Consider the following 21,489-nt stretch of genomic DNA (forward strand, 5'->3'; position numbering starts at 1 on the left):
GCGGAAAACGCCGCCATGCCCGCCCCGCCGGGATGCCAGACCGGATAGGTCAGCGTCATCATCAGCACCACGCCAATGGCCACGAGCAACGCGTAGCGTGGACGCGGTTCACCCGCGGTAAGCCAGAATTTCAGGTTCATCAGCCGACCGATCCCTCAAGACTAATCGCCACCAGTTGCTGGGCCTCCATGGCGAATTCCATCGGCAGCGCCTGCAAGACTTCGCGCGCGAAACCGTTGACGATCAGGGCCACCGCCTCTTCCTCACCCATGCCGCGCGACCGGCAATAGAACAGCTGGTCGTCATCCACCTTGGATGTCGTGGCCTCATGCTCGACGCGGGAGGAATTGTTCTTGACCTCGATATAGGGAACCGTGTGCGCGCCGCATTTGTCACCGATCAACAGGCTGTCGCATTGGGTATAATTCCGGCTGTCCTTGGCCTTGGGGTGCATCGAGACCAGACCGCGATAGGTGTTCTGCGCGCGGCCCGCGCTGATGCCCTTGGACACGATGCGCGATTTGGTCCGCTTTCCCAGATGCACCATCTTGGTGCCAGTATCGGCCTGCTGGGCGTTGTTGGCGATGGCGATCGAATAGAACTCACCCTGGCTGTCGTCGCCGCGCAAGATGCAGGAGGGGTATTTCCACGTGATGGCAGACCCCGTTTCAACCTGCGTCCACATCACCTTGGACCGGTCGCCCCGGCAATCGGCGCGCTTGGTAACAAAATTGTAGATGCCGCCACGCCCCTGTTCGTCTCCGGGATACCAGTTCTGTACGGTGGAATACTTGATTTCGGCATCCTCGAGCAGCACCAGTTCGACCACGGCCGCATGCAACTGATGGGTCTCGCGCTTGGGGGCGGTGCAGCCCTCCAGATAACTCACATAGCTGCCCTTGTCGGCGATGATCAGCGTGCGCTCGAACTGTCCGGTGTTTTCGGCATTGATGCGGAAATAGGTGGACAATTCCATCGGGCAGCGCACGCCGGGCGGGATATAGACGAAAGAACCATCCGAGAACACCGCGCTGTTGAGCGTGGCAAAGAAATTGTCGGTGATCGGCACGACCGATCCGAGGTATTTCTTGACCAGATCGGGATGCGTCTTGATCGCCTCGGAAATCGAGCAAAAGATCACGCCCGCCTTTTTCAGCTCGGCCTGAAATGTGGTGCCGACGCTGACACTGTCAAAGACCGCATCGACGGCAACCTTGCGTCCGCCCACGGGCATGTCCTCGGCCCCTTCGACACCGGCCAGGATCATCTGTTCCTTCAGCGGAATACCCAGTTTCTTGTAGGTGGCCAGCAATTTCGGGTCGACATCATCGAGCGATTTGGGCTTTTCGGCCATGCTTTTGGGGCGGGCATAATAGTACTGATCCTGATAGGCGATCGGCGGATAGTTCAGCATGGCCCATTCGGGTTCGGCCATCTGCTTCCACCGCTTGAACGCCTGAAGCCGCCAATCGGTCATCCATTCCGGTTCGCCGTTCTTTTCCGAGATCAGGCGCACGATATCCTCGTTCACGCCCTTGGGCGCGTAGTCCATCTCGATATCGGTGGACCAGCCATATTTGTAGCTGCCGCTCATTGCCTGAACGGTTTCAACGGTTTCCCGGTCCACGCCCTCGCGGATATCGGTGTCGAGTGCGGCCATGATCATTCCTCCGTCCGTCCGGCCTGCGCCGGTCATTTCTCTTGAGCCAACGCCTTGGCTCCGTCGTGTCGGCCCCCGCAGTGACAGGGGCACCCGTTCTATCCCCGCGCGCGCGCCAAGGCGCGTGTGTGCGCCGCGTGCCACAGATCGGCAAAGGCCAAAACCTCTGCCTGTGTCGTGGCAGGCCCCAAAGACACCCGCAACCCCGAAGCCGCCGCCGTCTCATCAAAGCCCATCGCGCGCAACACGCCGCTGGCCCGCACCTTGCCCGATGAACAGGCCGATCCGGCCGACACCGCTATACCGGCCAGATCCATCTGCATCACCTGCGTCTCGCCCCGCCATCCGGGCGTGACAAAAAAGCTGGTGTTGGGCAAACGGTCCACCCCTTTCCCGACTAAAATAGTCGACGGCGCGCGATCTTCCAGCGCTATTTCTAGAATATTTCTAAGTTCTGCAACCCGCGCCCAGACCCCGTTGGCCAGATCTTGTGTTGCGGCCATGGCGGCGGCGCCAAATCCGGCAATCCCGATCAGATTCTCGGTCCCTGCCCGACGGCCCATTTCCTGACCCCCGCCACGCAGCTGTGCCGTGGCATCAAGCCCACGGCGCATGATCAATGCCCCGATTCCCTTGGGCCCGCCGATCTTGTGGGCCGAAACAAAGGCCATGCCCACCCCCGACCAGTCGAACGCCAGGGGCAGCTTGCCGAACCCTTGCGTCCAGTCGCTGACAGCCAGCCCCTCAGGCAAGGCCTGAACGATGCCCGTTTCGGAATTGGCCAATTGCAGCGTGGCGCGCCCGGGATCCGTGACCTGCACAAGACCTGCGCCCGTCACGGCCAAGGTCTCTGCAATCCATGCCCGCACGGCATCATGCTCGATGCCCGCACCGGCAAGCCCCCGCCCCGCAAGCGCCAGCGCCGCAGCCTCGGTCGCACCGGATACGAACACGATGTCAGCCCCATGCGCCCCCAGCGCTTCGGCCAACTGGGCGCGCGCATGTTCGAGCAGGGCCTTGGCCGCCCGCCCCTCGGCATGGACCGAAGATGGGTTGCCCACAAGATCCATGGCCGCCAGCATGGCCGCACGCGCCTCGTCCCGCAAAGGGGCTGTCGCATTGTAATCGAGATAGACCCGCGTCATCGCGCCCCTGCTTCATCTTTCCCATATACGCATTTCCCACCGTGCACCCGACACCCCCCCGGTATCGGGAGGCGGGCGATTTTTCGTACGAAAAATCGCACCCCCCCCGGCGCTCAGGTCTCGTCGACCACCTCGAACAGATTGGGCACGGCCGGACAAGGTGTCAGCTCGTTTTGCACCACATCCGACAGCCGGGTCTGATGCAAGAACACATAGACATGCGCCGACATGCTTTCCCAAAGACGGTTGGTCATCGATTGTGCGCGGCTGCCCGATACCGCGCCTGTGGCCCCAGCGCCAGTGTGCAGCGCGCTGACGGTTTCGTCGACGGCGGCAAATATCTCGACCACGCGAATATCCGACGCCGACCGGCCCAACCGATAGCCCCCCCCCGGTCCGCGCACCGAAGCCACCAGATCGGCACGGCGCAGCTTGACAAACAGCTGCTCAAGATAGGGCAGCGAGATATCCTGACGGCGCGACAGTTCCGATAGCGTCATCAAGCCATCCCCCTTCAGCATCGCCAGATCGGCCATGGCAACCATCGCATAGCGGCCCTTGGTGCTCAGCTTCATCGCCGCCATCCCCCCTTGCCAAGATTGACCTTTACGGTCCGCACGCTTAACTGCACATCAGCCCGGACCCGGCGCGCTGGGCCCGGCGGTATTTGGAATGGTTCTAGGCAGCGGTCCATGACGCGTCAAGCACAGCCGCAGCCAGCACCACGGCGAGGAGAGACAGTTTGCCTGAGGTGATTTTCCCCGGCCCCGAGGGCCGGCTCGAAGGCCGTTATCATCCGCAAAAGGCCAAGGATGCTCCGATCGCGATCATCTTGCATCCCCATCCGCAATTTGGGGGCACCATGAACAATCGGGTTGTCTACAACCTGCATTATGCGTTCCACAAAATGGGCTTTACGGTGCTGCGGTTCAATTTCCGCGGCGTGGGGCGCAGCCAAGGCGAATACTCCGGCGGCGAAGGCGAGCTGATGGATGCCGCCTCCTCGCTCGATTACCTGCAGGCCATGAACCCCAACTCCAAGCATTGCTGGGTGGCGGGCTTTTCCTTTGGGGCTTGGATCGGCATGCAGCTGCTGATGCGCCGCCCCGAGATCACTGGTTTCATTTCGGTCGCGCCACCGGCGAACATGTATGATTTCTCGTTCCTTGCCCCCTGCCCCGCATCGGGTCTGGTGATCAACGGCACATCCGACCGTGTGGCAAAGCCACAAGACACGCGCATCCTTGTCGACAAGCTGCATGAGCAAAAGGGCATCACCATCACCCATCAGGAAATGGAAGGCGCCGGCCATTTCTTCGAGGATCCCTACATGGATCCCATGATCGACAGTGTTCAGGCCTATGTGCGCCGCCGCCTGACCGAAACCAGCCGATAAGGCGGCAGGTTCAAGGCGGCCTGACGCGCGCGATCAGTCCAGCGCTTCGACCAGCACCAGATCGCGCTCGGCCGCACCTTCGGCATGGCGCAGCGCCTCTTGATAGGTGGCGCTGTCATAACAGGCATTGGCGGCGTCCAGACTTGGAAACAGCGCCACCACGTTGCGGGGATGGGCGCGGCCCTCTTTCTGGATCGCGCGCCCGCCGCGCGCCAGAAATTCACCACCATGCTCGGCGATGGCCTTGCTGGCCAAAGCCGCATAACGACCATAGGCTGCGTCATCGCTGACCGTTACATGGGCAATCCAATAGGCCTTGGGCATGTTTCAAGCTCCCTTGAGCACGGTTTCTGCGGCTGTGATGGCGGCTGCGGCATTGGCGATATCCTTACCACCGCCTTGCGCAAAATCGGCCCGGCCCCCGCCACCCTGACCGCCCAGCGGCGCAACCGCCGCGCGCACCAGGTCCACTGCCGAAATGCGCGCCGTCAAATCTTCGGTCACGCCGGCCGCAATCGCCGCCTTGCCGCCGGTATCGGCGATCAGCAGCACCGCCCCCGACCCCAGCCGCGCCTTGTGGTCATCGATCAACCCCGCCAGATCCCGCGCGGTCACACCGCTAAGCGTCTGGGCGTGAAAGGCGATGCCGTTGATGCGGGTGATTTCAGCCACGGGCGCGCCCGCCCCACCCGCCATGGCCAAGGCCCGGCGCAGTTGCGCCACCTCGTTTTCAAGCTTCTTGCGCTCATCCTTGAGGCTGCGAACCCGCTCCAGCAGGTCGGCCGGGGTGGCATTCATCTCGGCGGCAAGGGCGGAGACACGGCGATCTTGCTGGGCCAGATGGGCAAAGGCCGCAGGGCCCGTCAACGCCTCGATCCGGCGCACCCCTGAGGAGGACGCACTGTCACCCAGCGTGACGAACAGACCGATGTCGCCGGTCTGGCGCACATGGGTGCCGCCGCACAATTCCAGCGAATAGGTCCGCCCATTGGCGCCTTTCCCTGACCCGGCCAGGCTACCCATCGAGACCACGCGCACCTCATCGCCGTATTTCTCGCCAAACAGCGCCTGTGCGCCCAGATCGCGGGCCGCATCGGGGGTCATGATACGCGTTTCCACGACAGTATTCTGCCGGATGAACGCGTTCACCTCGGCCTCGACTTGCGCCAGTTCGGCCGGGCTGAGCGCCTTGCCATGGCTGAAGTCAAAGCGCAGCCGGTCGGGGGCATTCAAGCTGCCGCGCTGGGCCACATGATCGCCAAGCGCGCGGCGCAGCGCCTCGTGCAGCAGATGGGTGGCGGAATGATTTGCGCGGATATCGGTGCGCCGCGCGTGATCAACCTCCAGCTCGGCACCCTGACCGGGGTGGATATCGCCGCTGAGAACCTCGGCGATGTGCAAGACCACGCCCGCGACCTTTTTCGTGTCGGTGACGCGCGCCAAACCGCTGGCGGTGCGGATCAACCCGGTATCGCCAAGCTGGCCACCCGATTCCGCATAAAACGGTGTCTGATTGACGACGATGATCAGCGTTTCGCCGGCATTGGCGTGATCGATGACCACCCCATCGCGCAACAGCGACAGGATCTGACCTTCGGCGATCTCGGTGTCGTAGCCCAGGAATTCGGTCGGGCCGTGGTCGGCGGCAAGATCGAACCAGATCGCGGCATCGGCGGTGTCCCCCGACCCCGACCATGCCGCGCGCGCCTTGGCCTTTTGTGCCGTCATCGCCGCGTCAAAACCGACCGTATCGACCGCCCGGCCCTTTTCGCGCAACGCGTCTTGCGTCAAGTCGAGCGGGAACCCATAGGTGTCATAGAGCTTGAAGGCCGCAGGGCCCGGCAATTCAGCGCCTTCGGGCAGGTTTGCCAACTCCTCGTCCAATAGCTTGAGGCCGCGATCCAAGGTTGTGCGAAAGCGATCCTCTTCGAGCTTGAGGGTTTCGGTGATCAAGGCCTGCGCGCGGCCAAGCTCGGGATAGGCCTGACCCATCTGGCTGACCAAGGCCGGCACCAGCTTGTGCATCATCGGGTCTTTGGTGCCCAGCAGATGCGCATGACGCATCGCACGGCGCATGATCCGGCGCAGCACATAGCCCCGCCCTTCGTTCGACGGCATGACCCCATCGGCGATCAGAAAGGAACATGACCGCAGGTGATCGGCGATCACCCGGTGATGCACGTTCCTGGGCCCATCGGGATCGACCGAACTGGCATGCGCCGAAGCTTCGATCAAGGCGCGCATCAAGTCGGTATCGTAATTGTCATGCTTGCCTTGCAACAGCGCGCCGATCCGCTCCAGCCCCATGCCGGTGTCGATCGACTGCATGTCGAGCGGCCGCATGGTGCCATCGGCGAATTGCTCGTTCTGCATGAAGACGACGTTCCAGATCTCGATGAACCGATCGCCATCCTCATCCGCGCTGCCCGGCGGGCCGCCCCAGATATGGTCACCATGATCGTAGAAGATCTCGGTGCAGGGGCCGCAGGGGCCGGTCGGGCCCATCTGCCAGAAATTGTCGGATGTGGCGATGCGGATGATCCGGTCCTCGGGCACACCCATTTTCTTCCACAGCGCAAACGCCTCGTCATCGGTGTGGTACACGGTGGTCAAGAGCCGCGATTTGTCGATGCCGAACTCACGGGTGATCAGTTCCCACGCAAAGGGAATGGCCGATTCCTTGAAGTAATTGCCAAAGCTGAAATTGCCGAGCATCTCGAAAAACGTGTGGTGGCGCGCGGTATAGCCCACATTGTCGAGATCATTGTGCTTGCCGCCCGCCCGCACGCATTTCTGTGCGGTGGTGGCGCGGTTGTAATCGCGCTGCTCGACGCCCAGAAACAGGTTCTTGAACTGCACCATCCCCGAATTGGTGAACATCAAGGTCGGATCGTTGCGCGGCACCAGCGGGCTGGAGGCAACGACCTCGTGGTTGTTGCGGTGAAAATAATCCAGAAAGGTGGAGCGGATATCGTTGAGGCTGGCCATCGGATCTCGCGCGGGCAAGGAAAGGATCAAACCGCCATCTATCGCCGCGCCCCGCGCCTGTCCACACTTGCAACAGGGGAAATGCGAAAAGGCAGCCCATCGGCTGCCTTTTGCGCCCCTCATCATGCCTGCGCGACCGATCAGTCGTCGATCATGTCCATCGCGCTGTCTTCATCGCCGGCGCCGATCGAGAAATTCAAACCATGGGCGGCGCGGATCTTGTCTTCCAGCGCAAGGGCGACATCGGGGTTGTCGCGCAGGAACTGCTTGGCGTTCTCGCGCCCCTGACCAATGCGTTCATCGCCATAGGAATACCACGAGCCTGATTTTTCGACCACCCCGGCCTTGACACCCATATCGACCAGCTCGCCGGTCTTGGAAATGCCTTCGCCATACATGATGTCGAATTCGACCTGCTTGAAGGGTGCGGCCACCTTGTTCTTGACGACCTTGACGCGGGTGGTGTTGCCCACAACCTCTTCGCGGTCCTTGATCGATCCGATGCGGCGGATGTCGAGCCGGACCGAGGCGTAGAATTTCAACGCATTGCCGCCGGTCGTGGTTTCGGGGCTGCCGAACATCACGCCGATCTTCATCCGGATCTGGTTGATGAAGACCACCATACAATTCGAGCGCGCAATCGAACCGGTCAGCTTGCGCATCGCCTGGCTCATCAGGCGGGCATGCACACCGACCGAGCTGTCGCCCATGTCGCCCTCAAGTTCGGATTTGGGGGTCAGGGCGGCGACCGAATCGACCACCACCATGCTGACCGCCCCCGAGCGCACCAAGGTGTCCACGATCTCAAGCGCCTGCTCGCCCGTATCGGGCTGGGAGATCAACAGCTCGTCAAGATTGACGCCGAGCTTCTTGGCATATTGCGGGTCGAGCGCGTGTTCGGCATCCACAAAGGCGCAAACGCCGCCCTTTTTCTGTTCTTCCGCGATGCAATGCAGCGTCAGCGTGGTCTTGCCCGAGCTTTCAGGGCCATACACCTCGATGATGCGCCCCTTGGGCAGGCCACCGATCCCCAGCGCGATATCCAGACCAAGCGACCCTGTCGATGTCGCTTCGATGTCGCGCATGGCGTTGTCGCCACCCAGCTTCATGATCGAGCCCTTGCCGAACTGACGTTCGATCTGGGCCAAAGCGCTGTCGAGCGCCTTTTGCTTGTCGGCGGAAATGCGGTTTGTCATGTCAAGAAGCTTCGCCGTTGCCATTCATGTTGCCCTTCTTATTCCACGTCGCGGCTTGCGCGGCAACGGGATGCTCATGTTCACCTCTTGTTCTGCCATCACTTTCGAAACAAAACAAGAACACTTTCAGTAAAATCTTGCATAGACCCAGATTTCACGAGAAGGGTTAAGAAAGTGTTTATTGGTAAGGCCCCCCATGAGGATCGCGGCCATGTTATTGTTCTGGAAAGCGAAAATTGTGCTTCTGGCGGTGCCGAAGACGGGAACCACGGCGCTTCATGCCGCGTTTTTGCCCCATGCGGATGCGGCGATTCTGCATCCGCCCGAGAAAAAACATCTCAACGCACGGCGCTGGCGCAGCCAGCTGGCGCCCTATTTCGAGAACAAGGGCAGCCGCAAGCTTGAAACGATGGCGATGATCCGCGAACCCCGCGACTGGCTGCAAAGCTGGTATCGCTATCGCAAGCGGCCCGAGGCCGCGCACAGCCCCGCATCGACCATGGGGCTGGGCTTTGCCGATTTCGTGGACGGCTGGCTTGCCGATCCCGAACCGGAATTCGCGCGCGTCGGACGCCAGTCGCGCTTTGTTTCCGCCCCTGACGGCGGGGTGATCGTCGACCATCTGTTTCGCTACGAAGACATGGATCTTGCTGTGCGTTTTCTGGAGGATCGGCTGGGGGTGAGCGTAAAGCTGCCATGGCTCAACATGTCGCCGCCCGAAGAGCTGAGCTTGCCGCCCGCGCTTGAGGAGCGATTGCGCAGCGAGGCGCGCGCAGAGTTTGCGCTTTGGGACGGGATCGGCCGGTAGAATGCGGGTTCAATGCAATTGGCGTTGCACCGTTTCGGTCAGATCGGCCAGCGAGAAGGGTTTGGGCAGAAACACGGAGTTGGGTATCGTCAGGGATCCATCCTCCATCTGTTCCTCGGCATAGCCGGACACGAAAACCACCTTGACCCCCGGCCGGTTTTCCAGCGCGCGCCGCACCCATGACGGGCCATCCATCCCCGGCATCACCACATCGGTCAGGAACAAATCCACCTCAAGGCTGCTGTCTTGCAGGGTTTCCAACGCATCCTCGGCACAGGCGGCCTCGATGACGGTATAGCCCCGCAAACGCAGGGCGCGGGCTGCAAATGCCCGCACAGGCGCCTCATCCTCGACCAGCAATACCACGGCGGGCGGGCGATCCGAGATCTCGACCAAAGCCTGCGGGGCGGCCGGGGTCGCCAAGGGCTGAGGTTTCACGCTGACCCCGGCGGGCAGATCATAGGCAGGGCAATAGATGGTGAATGTGCTGCCAACGCCCACGACACTGTCCACAAAGATGTAGCCGCCGGTCTGCTTGATGATCCCGTAAGCCATGCTGAGGCCAAGCCCGGTTCCCTCACCCTGTCGCTTGGTGGTGAAAAACGGCTCAAAGATGCGGCCCAGCTTGTCGGGGGGAATCCCGTGACCCTGATCGCAGACGCGGATGGTCACATAGCGGCCCGCCGGCACCTCGGCGCGGTCCCGGTACAGCGGCTCGGTCAGGCGCACCATGCGCGTTTCGACCCGCACCTCACCCCCATCGGCCATCGCATCACGCGCATTGACCACAAGGTTCATGATCACCTGATCCAATTGCCGCCGATCCGCCCGGATCGGAAACAGCCCGGGATCATGGCTGAGCGTCAGGGTGATCTTTTCGCCCACCAACCGGTTGAGAAGATGCGTCAACTCCCCCATCGTGTCGCGCAGATCGATGATCTCGGGCTCCAGCGTCTGCTTGCGCGAAAACGCCAGCAACTGACCGACCAGCGCCGCGGCGCGATTGGCGTTCTGGTTGATCTGAACCAGATCGCCATAATCGGGATCGTTGCGATCATGGCGCAACAGCAACAGGTCGCAATGGCCGGCAATGGCGGTCAAGAGATTGTTGAAATCATGGGCAATGCCGCCCGCCAGCTCGCCGATGGCCTGCATCTTCTGGCTTTGGACGAATTGCTGCTCCAGCGTCTTCAATTCGGTCGCGTCATGCAAGACCGCCAAAAGCGACGGGCCTGTGGCATCAACGATGCGGCTCAGCGTGATCTGCAAGAACATCTCTTCGGTCCGGCGGCGCGCGCGCACCACTTCGGATCGGTCTGGAATACGCTCGGCCAAAGCATCCATCACCCAGTCATTGACCGGCCGCCCCAGCCCCTCGACGAACTGCGACAAGGTGCCCGTCGCGTCGCCATCAATGCCCAGCAACTGCTGGGCCGGTCGGTTGGAGGCCAAAAGCCGCCCGTCCGAGCCGATGTGCAACAAGGCCACCGGCAGGGACTCAAAGGCGCGCGCCGCCACCGAAGCGGCCGGCAATTCGGCCAGCCCCGCAACCAGATAGACTTCGCGCCGCCCATCGCGCGACGGCACGATGATCGGGACCACCTCGACCGGGCCTTGGGCGGTTTTCAGCCGCGTCCGCCGGCCGGGCAGGATCGGCATGGCATCAAAGATTTCGGCCATGGTGGTCACATGTCGCCTCAACAGCTCGCGCATGGACGGGTTCATCGACACGATCGTGTCCGAGGTGCTGACCACCATCATCGGCAGCGCGATTCCATCGCCCGAATGAGGCTGTGCGCCCATCTGATCATCGATCCGCCAGAACACGCCGCCCTTGAGCCTGTGGGCCGTCACACGCACCGCGCCGCGCGGGGTCAGGATGGTTTCCTGAGCGACGGGTTGTTGATCAAGCACGCTTTCGCTGCGCACGACCACGGATGCTGCATTGGGCAACAACCCCGCGATTGCCTTCGAGATCGGCTTTCCCAAGGGCCGCCCGAACCGACGCGCCGCGACGGCATTGATCGCCACGATCACCCCATCGCCATCCGTGCAGAAACAGGGCGCAGGGTCATGTTCCATCACCTCAAGCGCGGCGCGCAGCACCGCCCCAAGGCGCCGCTTTTCGGTCAGGGACCAAAGCAAGATCAATCCGGCCGTCGATAGTGTGCCACCCGCCACAGCCCACAGGACCAATGACAGATCGTGGCGGTTCGTCATCAGCGCGCCCAAAGCCGCCGCCACGCCACACAGCGCCAGAACCAAGGTCGGCAACTGCATCCGGGCCACATGCACCAAACGGCGGGAAACCTCACTTTCGGTGAACAACACGCCCCCGCACTTGGAACGGCACAGATCATGGCCTTGCACAGCCAATGCCATGCAAGGGTTAATGCAATCTTAAGATCAATAAAAGTATCTAAATTAAATCGTCAAAAACGCGCTCAAGGCGCCCGCAAGACGGCATGAAAAAATCCATCGGATGCCGCGATGGGGCTTTGCACCGCCGCGCTTTCACAGCGCCACCCGGGATGGCGGGCGATGAAGCGCGCGATCTGGGCTTCGTTTTCTGCATGAAACAGCGAACAGGTCATGTAGACCAATCGCCCACCGGGCTGCAGATGTGCAATTGCCGCGTCAAGGATCTGCGCCTGCAGGGTCTCCAGCGCGGCCAGACGGTCGGGCGTCAATCGCCACTTGGCCTCGGGGTCGCGCCGCCACGTGCCAGACCCCGAACAAGGCACATCGCACAACACCACGTCAAAGGGCCCTGCCTTGGGCAGCTCGCCCGTGGCGCGCATCGTGATCGCCGCATCCGAACGCGCCGCGCGCACGGCAAGATCGGCCATGCGCCGTGGATCGGCATCATGCGCCACGATCCGCGCCGCCCCCAATGTGGCAATGGCCAGCGCCTTGCCGCCCCCGCCCGCGCAATAATCCAGAACCGAACACCCCCGCCAATCCACCGCCAAGATCGCGCGTTGCACCGACAGATCTTGCGGTTCGACCCAGCCTTGGGCGTAGGGCACCGAGGTTTTCACCTGCCGCGCGCCGGACATGACCTCGAGCGCCGTCACGGCGCGTGGATCGGGCCTTGCGGTGATCCCTTCGGCGGCCAATGCCGCGCAGGTTGCAGCCGGCGTGGCCTTGGCGGTGTTGACGCGCAGATAGAGCGGCGCCCGGTCGCGGAACCGGGCCACAAGCTGTGCCAGATCACCCCCCACCCGCGCCTCGAACAGCGGTACCATCCAGTCGGGCAGATCGCAGAGCGGATCAGGATCGGTCGGGGGGGGCGCTGCCTCGGCTGGGGTCAAGGGCGGGGGCGCATGGCTCAGGCCGGTGAAATCGGCCACCGGATCGCGCCCCTGCAAACGCAGCAGACCCAGCATCAACGCCCGCCCATCGCCCCCTTGGCCCAGATGCGCGCAACTGCCCCGCGCGCGCAGCACATCAAAGACCAGGTCACGCACCGCCGCGCGGTCCCCGGACCCGGCATAGCGCGCGCCGCGCGCCCAGTTAGTCAGCGCCTGTTCGACGGGTTGTCCGGCCAACCAGCCATCCAGCACCACAATGGCCGCAGCAATCCTGGCGCCGGGGGTCATGAAATCACCTTAAGTTCAGATCGCAAGCATATTATCCCAAACGATAATTCGGGCTTTCCCGCGTGATCTGAACATCATGAACATGGGATTCCTTCAACCCCGCCCCGGTGATCTTCACAAAGCTGCAGCGCGTGCGCATCTCATCGACATTGGCGCAACCCGTGTAGCCCATCGCAGCCCGCAGCCCGCCGACAAGCTGATGGATGACCGCGCTGGCCGATCCCTTGTAGGGCACCTGCCCCTCGATCCCTTCGGGCACCAGCTTGTCAGAGGCGGCATCCTTCTGGAAATACCGGTCCGCCGATCCGCGCGCCATCGCCCCCAGACTGCCCATGCCACGATAGCTCTTGAAGCTGCGCCCTTGGTAGAGGATCACCTCGCCGGGGCTTTCATCCGTGCCCGCGATCATGCTGCCCACCATGGCACAATGCGCACCCGCCGCGATTGCCTTGGCGAAATCGCCCGAATACTTGATGCCGCCATCCGCGATGACCGGGATATCGCCCGCCTCACGCGCGCAATCCATGATCGCGGTCAGTTGCGGCACACCCACACCAGCCACAATCCGCGTGGTACAGATCGACCCCGGCCCGATGCCGACCTTGACCGCATCGGCGCCCGCATCGATCAACGCGCGCGTGGCGGCGGCGGTGGCCACATTGCCCGCCACAACCTGCACCGCATTCGACAGCGCCTTGACCCGTTCCACGGCGCGCGCAACGCCGTCGGAATGGCCATGCGCGGTGTCGATCACGATCAGATCACAGCCCGCATCAATCAGCGCTTGCGACCGCTCAAAGCCCGCGTCGCCCACTGTGGTCGCGGCCGCCACACGCAAGCGCCCCAACTCATCCTTGCAGGCCTGCGGGTTCAGAACCGCGCGCTCGGTATCCTTGAGCGTCAAAAGCCCGGTCAGCTTGCCCTGCGCATCCGTGACCAGCAGCTTTTCGATCCGCCGCGATTTCATCAGCGAAATCGCCTGCCCCCGGTCGGCGGGTTCACGCAAGATGGCCAGGTTTTCGGATGTCATCATCACCCGCACGGGTGTTGCGTCATCTTGCGCAAAGCGCATGTCGCGGTTGGTCACGATGCCCAGAACCCGCCGTTGGTCATCGACGACCGGAAACCCCGTAAAGCCGTAGCGCTCCATCAGGGCGCGCGCATCGGCCAGTGTCTGATCGGGGGTCAGCGTGACGGGATTGAACACGATCCCGCTTTCGAACCGCTTGACGCGGCGCACCTCGCGGGCTTGCGCCTCGATGTCGAGATTGCGGTGGATCACACCCATGCCGCCCGCCTGGGCCATGGCAATCGCCATGCGTCCCTCGGTCACCGTATCCATCGCCGAGGACAGGAGCGGAATGTTGAGCGATATGGCCCGGGTCACCCGCGTGCGGGTGTCCGCCGTCGACGGCAGCACCGAGCTTGCGCCCGGAACCAGCAGCACATCATCAAAGGTAAGCGCTTCGCGAATCTCCATCGGAGCCTCCTCAAGGTCGTGGATTGCGTTGCCACGGCCCTATCCCATGGGGCGCAGACGAAGAAAAGACCGAAATCCGGGGTCAGCCGCGAAAGCCTGTGGCCACCACGAATTTCTCGGAACTGTCGGCCCGGCTGGCGGCGGGTTTGACATTGGCCACCTTGTCGAAGCGCTGCTTGAGCAAGGTCTGCAAGCCGCCCTCCGCCCCGCCCGCCAGCACCTTGGCCACAAAGGTGCCGCCCGGTTCCAGCACATCAAAGGCCAGCTGGGCGGCCGCCTCGCACAGTGCCACGATACGGTTGTGATCGGTCTGTTTGTGACCCGAGGCCGCAGCCGCCATATCGCTCATCACCACATCGGCCCGCCCGCCCAGCCATGTCTTGACCTTGGTGTCGGCGTCATCTTCCATGAAATCCAGCACATGCAGCTCGACCCCCGCGATCGGGCTCACCTCTTGCAGATCGACACCGATGATGCGTCCGATGGCCTTTCCCGATTTCTCGCCCAAGGCGTTGATGCGCGGGACCGCCACCTGACACCATCCCCCCGGCGCACAGCCCAGATCGACCACCCGCGCGCCGGGCACCAGAAAACGAAAGCGGTCATCGAGTTCCATGATCTTGTAGGCCGCCCGCCCCCGATAGCCCTCGCGCTTGGCGCGCTGGACATAGGGATCATTCAGCTGCCGCTCCAGCCACAGCGTCGAGCTGAGCTTGCGCCCGCGTGCGGTCTTGACCTTGGTGCGCAATTCGCGCTGGCCGCGTCCGCTTGTCGATGTTCCGCTCGGCGTCTTTGCCATGGCCTGTCCTGTCTCCCGGCGCGGTTGCGCCTTCATCTTTCCCCAAATACGCATCGCGGCGGGAAACAGGAAGCCCATGGATGACCATGGGCCTGCGGGCCGTCTCAGGCGCGCACGTCCACCACGACGCGTCCGCGCTGCTGCCCGGCCAGGATCGCCTTGCCCAGATCGGGCAGATCGGCAAGGGTCGCGGGCTGGATCATCGCCTCGAGCCGGTCCATCGGCAGATCGCGCACGATCCTGTCCCACGCGCGGCGGCGGCTTTCGAAGGGCTGCATCACGCTGTCGATCCCCAAAAGGTTCACCCCGCGCAACAAGAAGGGAATGACCGTCGCGGGCAATGCCGCCCCACCCGACAGCCCCACGGCCGCGACCGATCCGCCATAGCGCATCTGGCCCAGCACGCGCGCCAGCATCGCCCCACCCACCGCATCGACGCAGCCTGCCCATGTCTCGGCCTCGAGCGGGCGCTTGACGGTTTCGGCCAGGTCTTCGCGTGGCACGATGCGCCCTGCGCCAAGGGCGTGCAGATACGCCGCCTGCTCAGGCCGCCCCGTGACGGCCGCGACAGCATAGCCAAGATTGGCCAGAATGGCGGTCGCCACCGACCCCACGCCACCTGCGGCACCCGTCACCAGAACCTCGCCCCGCGCGGGCGCCAGCCCGTGATCTTCCAGCGCCATGATCGCCAGCATCGCGGTCAGACCCGCCGTGCCCACCGCCATGGCATGCCGGGTTGTCAGGCCATGAGGCAGCGGCACCAGCCAATCGGCCTTGACGCGGGCCGTTTCGGCATAGCCGCCCCAATGGACCTCACCCACCCGCCACCCGGTCAGCACGACCTTGTCACCGGGCGCATAGCGCGGATCATCCGACGCCGTGACGCTGCCCGCAAGATCGATACCCGGCACATGGGGATAGGTCCGCACAAGGCCGCCCCCCGGCCCCAGACACAGACCATCCTTGTAGTTGACCGTGGAATACTCGACCGCCACGGTCACATCGCCCGCGGGCAGACGGTCGTCCGACAGCGTCTGGATCGCGGCATGGGTTTTGCCGTCTGTATCTTTTTCGACCACCAAGGCACGGAATGTCATAGCAAAGTTCCTTTCTGTCTGCGGCGGCCCGTAACGGATCACCCGCAATCATCATACGTCAAATCCAGAAGCCGTCCCTGACCACGGCCGGGAACCGGCCAGCTTGTGTCTCGACCTGCACGGCGGTGCCGGCCGCCCAATGGGAGTGGGCGATCATGCCGATGGCCACCCCGCAGCCAAAATCGGGCGATTGCGCGGCCGATGTGATCTGGCCCACGGACCGCGTGCCATCCATCAAGGCCCAAGGGCGGTCACAGCGCGGCAGCGCGCGGCTGTCGATTGCGATGGGGCGGATCTGCCGGGTGGGCCCGTCGCGGTCCATGCGCAACAAAGCCTCTCGGCCGATGCATCCCGTCACGCGGGCGGTGTTGCAAAACCGCCCAAGCCCGGCCTCGTGGGGCGTGTTTTCTCGGGTCATGTCATTGCCATAGCTGAGCAATCCGCCCTCGACCCGTTCGATCCCGTTGGGGCAGCCCGCCCGCACATCCAGATCGCGCCCCGCCTCCATCAGCGCGTGCCACAAAGGCATGCCAAGCTCATGGTCGGGAACATAGATCTCGAACCCGCCCTGCTTGGAAAAGCCCGAGCGCGCGATCACCATGTCGCGGCCCTGAAACTCGAAATGGGCAAAGCGGAAAAAGCGAATGGCGCGCACCGCGTCACCAAACACCCGCGCCATGAGATCATCGGCCCTTGGACCCTGCACCGCCAAGGGCGAGACATCGGGTTCATCGACCATCACATCAAGCCGCGCAGCATGGGCGATGCCCTTGACCCACAGCAACAGGTCGCTGTCGGCGATGGAAATCCACCAGCGATCCTCGGCCAGTTTCACCGCCACCGGATCGTTGAGCATCCCGCCCCTCTCATCGACCATCGGCACATAGCAGCATTGCCCGACAGCCATCACCGCCAGATCGCGAGGCGTCAGCATCTGCATCAGCCTGGCCGCATCGGGGCCGTGCAATTCGATCTGGCGTTCGCAGGCGACATCCCAGATCTGCACCGCCGATTTCAGATGGTGGTAATCTTCCTCCACCGAGCGGAACACGGTGGGCAACAGCATGTGGTTGTAAACAGTATAGGCGCTGACGCCTGCCGCCTCGACGCCTTGGGAAAACGGCGTGCGGCGCAGCCGCCGCGAGGGCGAAATCAGCGCCATTCCGGCACCTCATCGGGCATGAAGGGAATATCGGTATCACCCGGCCGGGCACCCGCCGCCGTCAGCATCGCGTGAACCTGACCGCGGTGATGGGTCTGGTGGTTGAACAGATGCATCACGCAAAGCGCCATGGGTTTGGCCAATTCCCGCCCAAGCGCAAAGGAATGCCACCGGACATCCCCCGCCAGATCCTCTGGCGTCACCATCCACGCCCAAGCCGCGATGCGCGCATCAAGCCTGGGGCGTTCGGCCCACAGCGTTGGCCAATCAAAGCGGCCGGGCGAGTCGGTGATGGTTCCACCCGGCCCCTCGGCGCCCTCGAACCGGGCGATCCAGATCAGATCGCCCCACATCAGATGGCTGAGCGTCGCCCGGATCCCCCCGAAAAACGCGCCCCGATCCATGTCGCGCGCGTCTTGCGACAGACCCGCCGCCGCCTGATACAGCGATTGGTTCTGCCAGGCATTGTAGCGCGCCATGGTCTGGCAATAGGCGGGCGTGATCATGCGGGTTTGCCCGCACTGCCGGACCAGTCGATGGCACAAATCTCGGCCGAGCGCCCCGACAGATCCCAGACACGCCCGAAATCGCGCACCTTGGATTTCAGCCCGCGCGCCGCGATGATGTCGGGGCCCATCCAGTAGCGGGAATTCTTGATCATCACCGGATGATCGGGATCGCTGCCTTCCAGCATCTCGATCTCGCCCTGGATCTTGCGCCCGATATACAGGCCCCGGCGGCGGCCCTCGCGCATGATCTCGACCTTTTCGCGTTCGGCATGGATGATTTCAGACACCAGGACCGTGAAAAGCCCGGTGGTGCCACCCGCCGCCCCCGACAGGATCTGCAACAGACCGTTATAGGCCTTGCCGCTGGCCCGATCATCGACATAGGCCGCGACCTTCCAGTCGCCTTCGGCCATGCGGCCGGGAATTTCGACCATCAGCCCGACATTCAGCCCCGCAAGGCTTTCGCCCTCGTAATGGCCTTCGTCGATGGCGATCGCCATCCATGCCTTGCACGACCCCTCGGTCGGGGGATGTTTTCCCAGACTTACGACACAGGGGCAAAATACCGTGCAGTTGCAGTTGAGGAACAACTCCCCCTTGATCGCCCAATCGGTCGGGCGCATCTGGCGCCGCTTGGGGCTGTCGCGGCGTTGGTCGATGCGTTGGCTGACCGGAAGGCGGTCGGCCTCGGGGCGGTGTCTGAGCGACATGGGTATCCTCTCCTGTTTATCCGATCAGGCCAAAACCAAGGGTTGCAGCCCCTGAAACCATCAGAGCACCCCCAAGGGGCCGTGTGACATGGCGCCCGATCGCGGGCAGTTTTTCCAAGGCCATCAGCACCATCGCGACGGCCATGAAGGCAAGGTTCATGACCCCTCCCACAAAGGCCAACAGCATCAGGGCCCAACAACACCCCAGACACACGGCGCCAAGCCGCAGCCCGTTGCGCCATGGCCCCTCGGCCCAATGGGTCATGAAAAATGCCAAAGGCGCGCGGCATAGCGTCAGGCAGGCCGCCTTGAGGGCCGAAAACTGGTAGGCGCCGGCCAGCATCAAGAGCAACCCCGACAAGACCAGCGATTGGCTGTCGCCAAAGACGCTCAGGTATCCAAGCTGAAAAAGCGCGAGCTGCAAGCCCGCCGCCAAGACCGCAAAGCCCAGCCATATCGCCAAAAACCCGCCCAAAAGCGCGCCGAACCCGCCACCTGCCCGCGCGCTCAGATCGTCATAGGCTGCAAAGGCTGGCAGTGCTGTCGGTGCCATCATCGCCGCCGACATGATCGCCCACATCGCGACCAGCCCCAGATAGCCGCCGCCATCGGGCGCAACCACGCACAGGCTGGCCAACAGATCCAACCCATACACCGCCCCCGCCGCCCGCAGATCGGCCGGCAAGGCCATGGCATAAAGCAAGCCCCAAGCGCCAAGGATCACGCCGTAAAGCGCCAGCCATTGCAGGCTGCCCATCGCGCGGATGCGTGCGGCGATCATTGCTGGCCGCCCTCCCCTGACGACTCGTTTTGCTTGCCAAAGAAGTGTCAGAGTTTTAAATGTCTGACAAATGAAAATCGATCCTGACAACCCCGCCGACCTGTCCGCCCAGATCGCCGGCGCGATCCGCGATGCGATCATGTCGGGCGCGTTGATTGTGGGTGATCGCCTGCCATCCGAGGCGGAACTGGCCGAACAGTTTGCCGTGTCGCGCCCCACGGTGCGCGAGGCGTTGAAACGCCTGGCGGCGCAATCGCTGATCCGCACCCAACGCGGTGCCTTTGGCGGGGCGTTCATCCACCGCCTGAGCTATCGCGATGCCCATGCCCAGCAGATCACGACCTCGACGCTTTTGCTGGGGATGAATGATGTCAGCTTCGACACCGCCTGCGAGGCGCGTTTCGCCATGGAACGGGCATGTGCCATGCTTGCCGCGCTGCGCCGCAGCCCGGATCATCTGGCGACAATGCGCGCCGAGATCACCCGCCAGGGTCAACCCGGCCTGACGGATGAGGCGTTTTGCGCCTCGGATGTGGCCTTTCACCGGGCGCTGGTCGATGCGGCGGGCAATCCGGTGCTGTCCTATCAACTGGCGGGCGCGGTCGAGGCGATGCAGCCCTTGATGAACATGATCACCTTTTCGGCCCGCTCACGCGGGGCAATCATTGCGCTGCACAGCCGAATCGCCGATGCGGCACAGGCCCGTGATGGCGCCCTGATCATCGCAGCATTGGAAGAATTGGAGCATGACACCCGTCAGCTTGCCCAATCCGTGTTCAATGCCCGCGCCGCACGCCCGAAACCCGCATGACAACCCCTTGGCAAGCATGGGTATCGGCCCTATTTCCTGACGCGGTTCTGCCAACATTCACACCAACAGGGATATCGCCATCATGACCCATCGCATGGCCCTAGGCACCGCCATTGCCCTAGCGCTCTCCGTCCCCTCGATCGCGGGCGCTCAGGATCTGCTCGTGTTCGATTATTCGGGTTTCGAGGAGCCGTCTTTCCACCAGCCTTTCATCGACACGCACGGCGCCGCGCCGGAGTTTGTGTTCTTCGGCGACGAAGATGAGGCGTTTCAGCGTCTTTTGGCGGGCTTTCGGTCGGATGTGACGCATATTTGCGCAGGCTCCGTGCCGCGCTGGCAGGAATCGGGCATCATCGAGCCCTGGGATCGTGCGCTGGTCGCTGCCTATGACTCGCTGAACGCCGATCTCTTGGGTCAAGATGTGCGTGCGGGCACCTCTGACCTGTTCTTCTTGCCCACCGATTATGGCACCACGGCCGTCGCCTACAACGTCGAGACGGTCCCGGCCGAAGACGTGGCCAGCCTCGAGATCTTCAACAATCCCGCCTATGCAGGCCGCCTGTCGATCCCCGACAATGTCGATGATGCCTATGCACTGGCCTATCTGGCCACAGGCGTCACCGACTGGTCAACCGCGACCGATGCACAGTTCGAAGCCGCCACCGCATGGCTGCGCGGCATCCACGGCAATTTGCTGAACTACTGGGTCGATCCGGCCGAAATCCAACAACTCATGGCCTCGGGTCAGGTGCAGGCGGCTTGGGTCTGGAACGAAGTGCCGGTTTCGCTTGCGGCCGAAGGCTTCAACGTGGGCTTCAACCGCAATACCGCCGAAGGATCTTCGGTCTGGCTGTGCGGTTATGTGAACATGGCCAATGGCGAAGGGTCCGAAGAAAAGGCCTATGACTTCGTGAACGCGATGCACGCCGATGTGTCGGCGCTGCCCTTGCTGGAAAACGGCTTTGGCACCGCCAACCAGGCAGCACTCATGGCGCTTGGCGCCGAAGCGATGGAAGCCGCCGGTCTGGGCGAGGTGACGGTGCCGGTTCTGGCGCAATTGCCGATCTCGAACGAACAGCGCGAGCGTCAGGCCGAAGCTTTTGAGCGGATCAAGGCCGGCTTCTGATCGCCAGATCACACTGACCGAAGCGGGCGCCCCTGTGGCGCCCGTTTCTTTTGGATCATGCGCGCACGGGCGCCATCCGCCTGTCGCGGGCAAGACAGGCCGCCTCGGCCCGGTCCAGCCGCGCGCGGGCGCGCTCAACACACCCCTCCTCGTGCAGCGCGCGCTGCCAAAGCCTGAGACAGGATTGCGGCGACCACGGCAGCGCCGCATGTGCCACCC

At 63.2% G+C, this 21,489-nt stretch carries 20 protein-coding genes; 4 read left to right on the forward strand and 16 right to left on the reverse strand.

From position 1 onward, the window contains the following. Positions 1-139: 139 nt before the first annotated feature. The 3 genes from sufB to Q0094_RS01870 form a co-directional block, all read right to left on the reverse strand. The gene (gene sufB / locus Q0094_RS01860) at positions 140-1,660 is read right to left on the reverse strand and encodes a Fe-S cluster assembly protein SufB (protein ID WP_297614667.1); all 1,521 of its coding nucleotides are present in this window, start codon (positions 1,658-1,660) and stop codon (positions 140-142) included. Between the two features lie 98 nt (positions 1,661-1,758). After that, on the reverse strand, positions 1,759-2,805 hold the full coding sequence (locus Q0094_RS01865) for an aminotransferase class V-fold PLP-dependent enzyme (RefSeq protein WP_297614669.1): 1,047 nt from the start codon (positions 2,803-2,805) through the stop codon (positions 1,759-1,761). A 113-nt stretch (positions 2,806-2,918) separates the two neighbouring features. After that, on the reverse strand, positions 2,919-3,380 hold the full coding sequence (locus Q0094_RS01870; RefSeq protein WP_297614672.1) for an Rrf2 family transcriptional regulator: 462 nt from the start codon (positions 3,378-3,380) through the stop codon (positions 2,919-2,921). 167 nt (positions 3,381-3,547) lie between these two features. Here Q0094_RS01870 and Q0094_RS01875 point away from each other — a divergent pair, with 167 nt between their 5' ends. Further along, positions 3,548-4,201, forward strand: coding sequence for an alpha/beta hydrolase (locus Q0094_RS01875; RefSeq protein WP_297614674.1), 654 nt, complete (start codon positions 3,548-3,550; stop codon positions 4,199-4,201). A 33-nt stretch (positions 4,202-4,234) separates the two neighbouring features. On the opposite strand, the gene Q0094_RS01880 is transcribed toward Q0094_RS01875, so the two are convergent. The 3 genes from Q0094_RS01880 to recA form a co-directional block, all read right to left on the reverse strand. Beyond that, positions 4,235-4,525 carry a DUF1330 domain-containing protein gene (locus Q0094_RS01880; protein WP_297614676.1) on the reverse strand — a complete coding sequence of 97 codons (291 nt, stop codon included), beginning with the start codon at positions 4,523-4,525 and terminating at the stop codon, positions 4,235-4,237. A 3-nt stretch (positions 4,526-4,528) separates the two neighbouring features. After that, complete coding sequence (gene alaS, locus Q0094_RS01885; protein ID WP_297614677.1) at positions 4,529-7,189, reverse strand: alanine--tRNA ligase; 2,661 nt, start codon at positions 7,187-7,189, stop codon at positions 4,529-4,531. Between the two features lie 140 nt (positions 7,190-7,329). Next, positions 7,330-8,409, reverse strand: coding sequence for a recombinase RecA (gene recA, locus Q0094_RS01890; RefSeq protein WP_297614679.1), 1,080 nt, complete (start codon positions 8,407-8,409; stop codon positions 7,330-7,332). 187 nt (positions 8,410-8,596) lie between these two features. On the opposite strand from recA, the gene Q0094_RS01895 reads away from it, so the two are divergent. Continuing rightward, a complete protein-coding gene (locus Q0094_RS01895; RefSeq protein WP_297614681.1) occupies positions 8,597-9,193 on the forward strand; it encodes a gamma-glutamyl kinase in 597 nt (198 codons plus the stop codon). Positions 9,194-9,202: 9 nt separating this feature from the next. On the opposite strand, the gene Q0094_RS01900 is transcribed toward Q0094_RS01895, so the two are convergent. The 9 genes from Q0094_RS01900 to Q0094_RS01940 form a co-directional block, all read right to left on the reverse strand. Then, positions 9,203-11,575, reverse strand: a complete 2,373-nt coding sequence (locus tag Q0094_RS01900; RefSeq protein WP_297614683.1) for an ATP-binding protein — start codon at positions 11,573-11,575, stop codon at positions 9,203-9,205. A gap of 62 nt (positions 11,576-11,637) precedes the next feature. Then, positions 11,638-12,795: an RsmB/NOP family class I SAM-dependent RNA methyltransferase gene (locus Q0094_RS01905; protein WP_297614685.1), complete on the reverse strand. Its 1,158-nt coding sequence runs from the start codon at positions 12,793-12,795 to the stop codon at positions 11,638-11,640. 31 nt (positions 12,796-12,826) lie between these two features. Next, positions 12,827-14,275 (reverse strand): IMP dehydrogenase, encoded by a 1,449-nt coding sequence (gene guaB, locus Q0094_RS01910; protein WP_297614687.1) that lies wholly within the window; start codon positions 14,273-14,275, stop codon positions 12,827-12,829. 82 nt (positions 14,276-14,357) lie between these two features. Continuing rightward, entirely contained in the window at positions 14,358-15,074 is a 717-nt protein-coding gene (locus tag Q0094_RS01915) for an RlmE family RNA methyltransferase (RefSeq protein WP_297614689.1), read from the reverse strand. 104 nt (positions 15,075-15,178) lie between these two features. Further along, on the reverse strand, positions 15,179-16,171 hold the full coding sequence (locus Q0094_RS01920) for an MDR family oxidoreductase (protein ID WP_297614691.1): 993 nt from the start codon (positions 16,169-16,171) through the stop codon (positions 15,179-15,181). A 58-nt stretch (positions 16,172-16,229) separates the two neighbouring features. Continuing rightward, the gene (locus tag Q0094_RS01925) at positions 16,230-17,333 is read right to left on the reverse strand and encodes a dimethylsulfoniopropionate demethylase (RefSeq protein ID WP_297614693.1); all 1,104 of its coding nucleotides are present in this window, start codon (positions 17,331-17,333) and stop codon (positions 16,230-16,232) included. Further along, on the reverse strand, positions 17,324-17,839 hold the full coding sequence (locus Q0094_RS01930) for a DinB family protein (RefSeq protein WP_297614695.1): 516 nt from the start codon (positions 17,837-17,839) through the stop codon (positions 17,324-17,326). The genes Q0094_RS01925 and Q0094_RS01930 overlap by 10 nt, the downstream gene beginning before the upstream one ends. Continuing rightward, positions 17,836-18,552 carry a DUF1326 domain-containing protein gene (locus Q0094_RS01935; RefSeq protein ID WP_297614697.1) on the reverse strand — a complete coding sequence of 239 codons (717 nt, stop codon included), beginning with the start codon at positions 18,550-18,552 and terminating at the stop codon, positions 17,836-17,838. Before Q0094_RS01935 ends, Q0094_RS01930 begins: the two co-directional genes overlap by 4 nt. A 16-nt stretch (positions 18,553-18,568) precedes the next feature. Beyond that, positions 18,569-19,333, reverse strand: a complete 765-nt coding sequence (locus Q0094_RS01940) for a DUF2182 domain-containing protein (RefSeq protein ID WP_297614699.1) — start codon at positions 19,331-19,333, stop codon at positions 18,569-18,571. A gap of 70 nt (positions 19,334-19,403) precedes the next feature. On the opposite strand from Q0094_RS01940, the gene Q0094_RS01945 reads away from it, so the two are divergent. Both Q0094_RS01945 and Q0094_RS01950 read left to right on the forward strand, forming a co-directional pair. Continuing rightward, positions 19,404-20,144, forward strand: coding sequence for a GntR family transcriptional regulator (locus Q0094_RS01945; RefSeq protein WP_297614701.1), 741 nt, complete (start codon positions 19,404-19,406; stop codon positions 20,142-20,144). Between the two features lie 82 nt (positions 20,145-20,226). Further along, the gene (locus tag Q0094_RS01950; protein WP_297614703.1) at positions 20,227-21,270 is read left to right on the forward strand and encodes an ABC transporter substrate-binding protein; all 1,044 of its coding nucleotides are present in this window, start codon (positions 20,227-20,229) and stop codon (positions 21,268-21,270) included. 55 nt (positions 21,271-21,325) lie between these two features. Here Q0094_RS01950 and Q0094_RS01955 read toward each other — a convergent pair whose 3' ends face one another. Further along, positions 21,326-21,487, reverse strand: a complete 162-nt coding sequence (locus Q0094_RS01955) for a DUF6525 family protein (RefSeq protein WP_297614705.1) — start codon at positions 21,485-21,487, stop codon at positions 21,326-21,328. Between the last annotated feature and the right edge of the window lie 2 nt (positions 21,488-21,489).

This window comes from uncultured Roseicyclus sp. (assembly GCF_937892565.1).
GTDB lineage: Bacteria > Pseudomonadota > Alphaproteobacteria > Rhodobacterales > Rhodobacteraceae > Roseicyclus.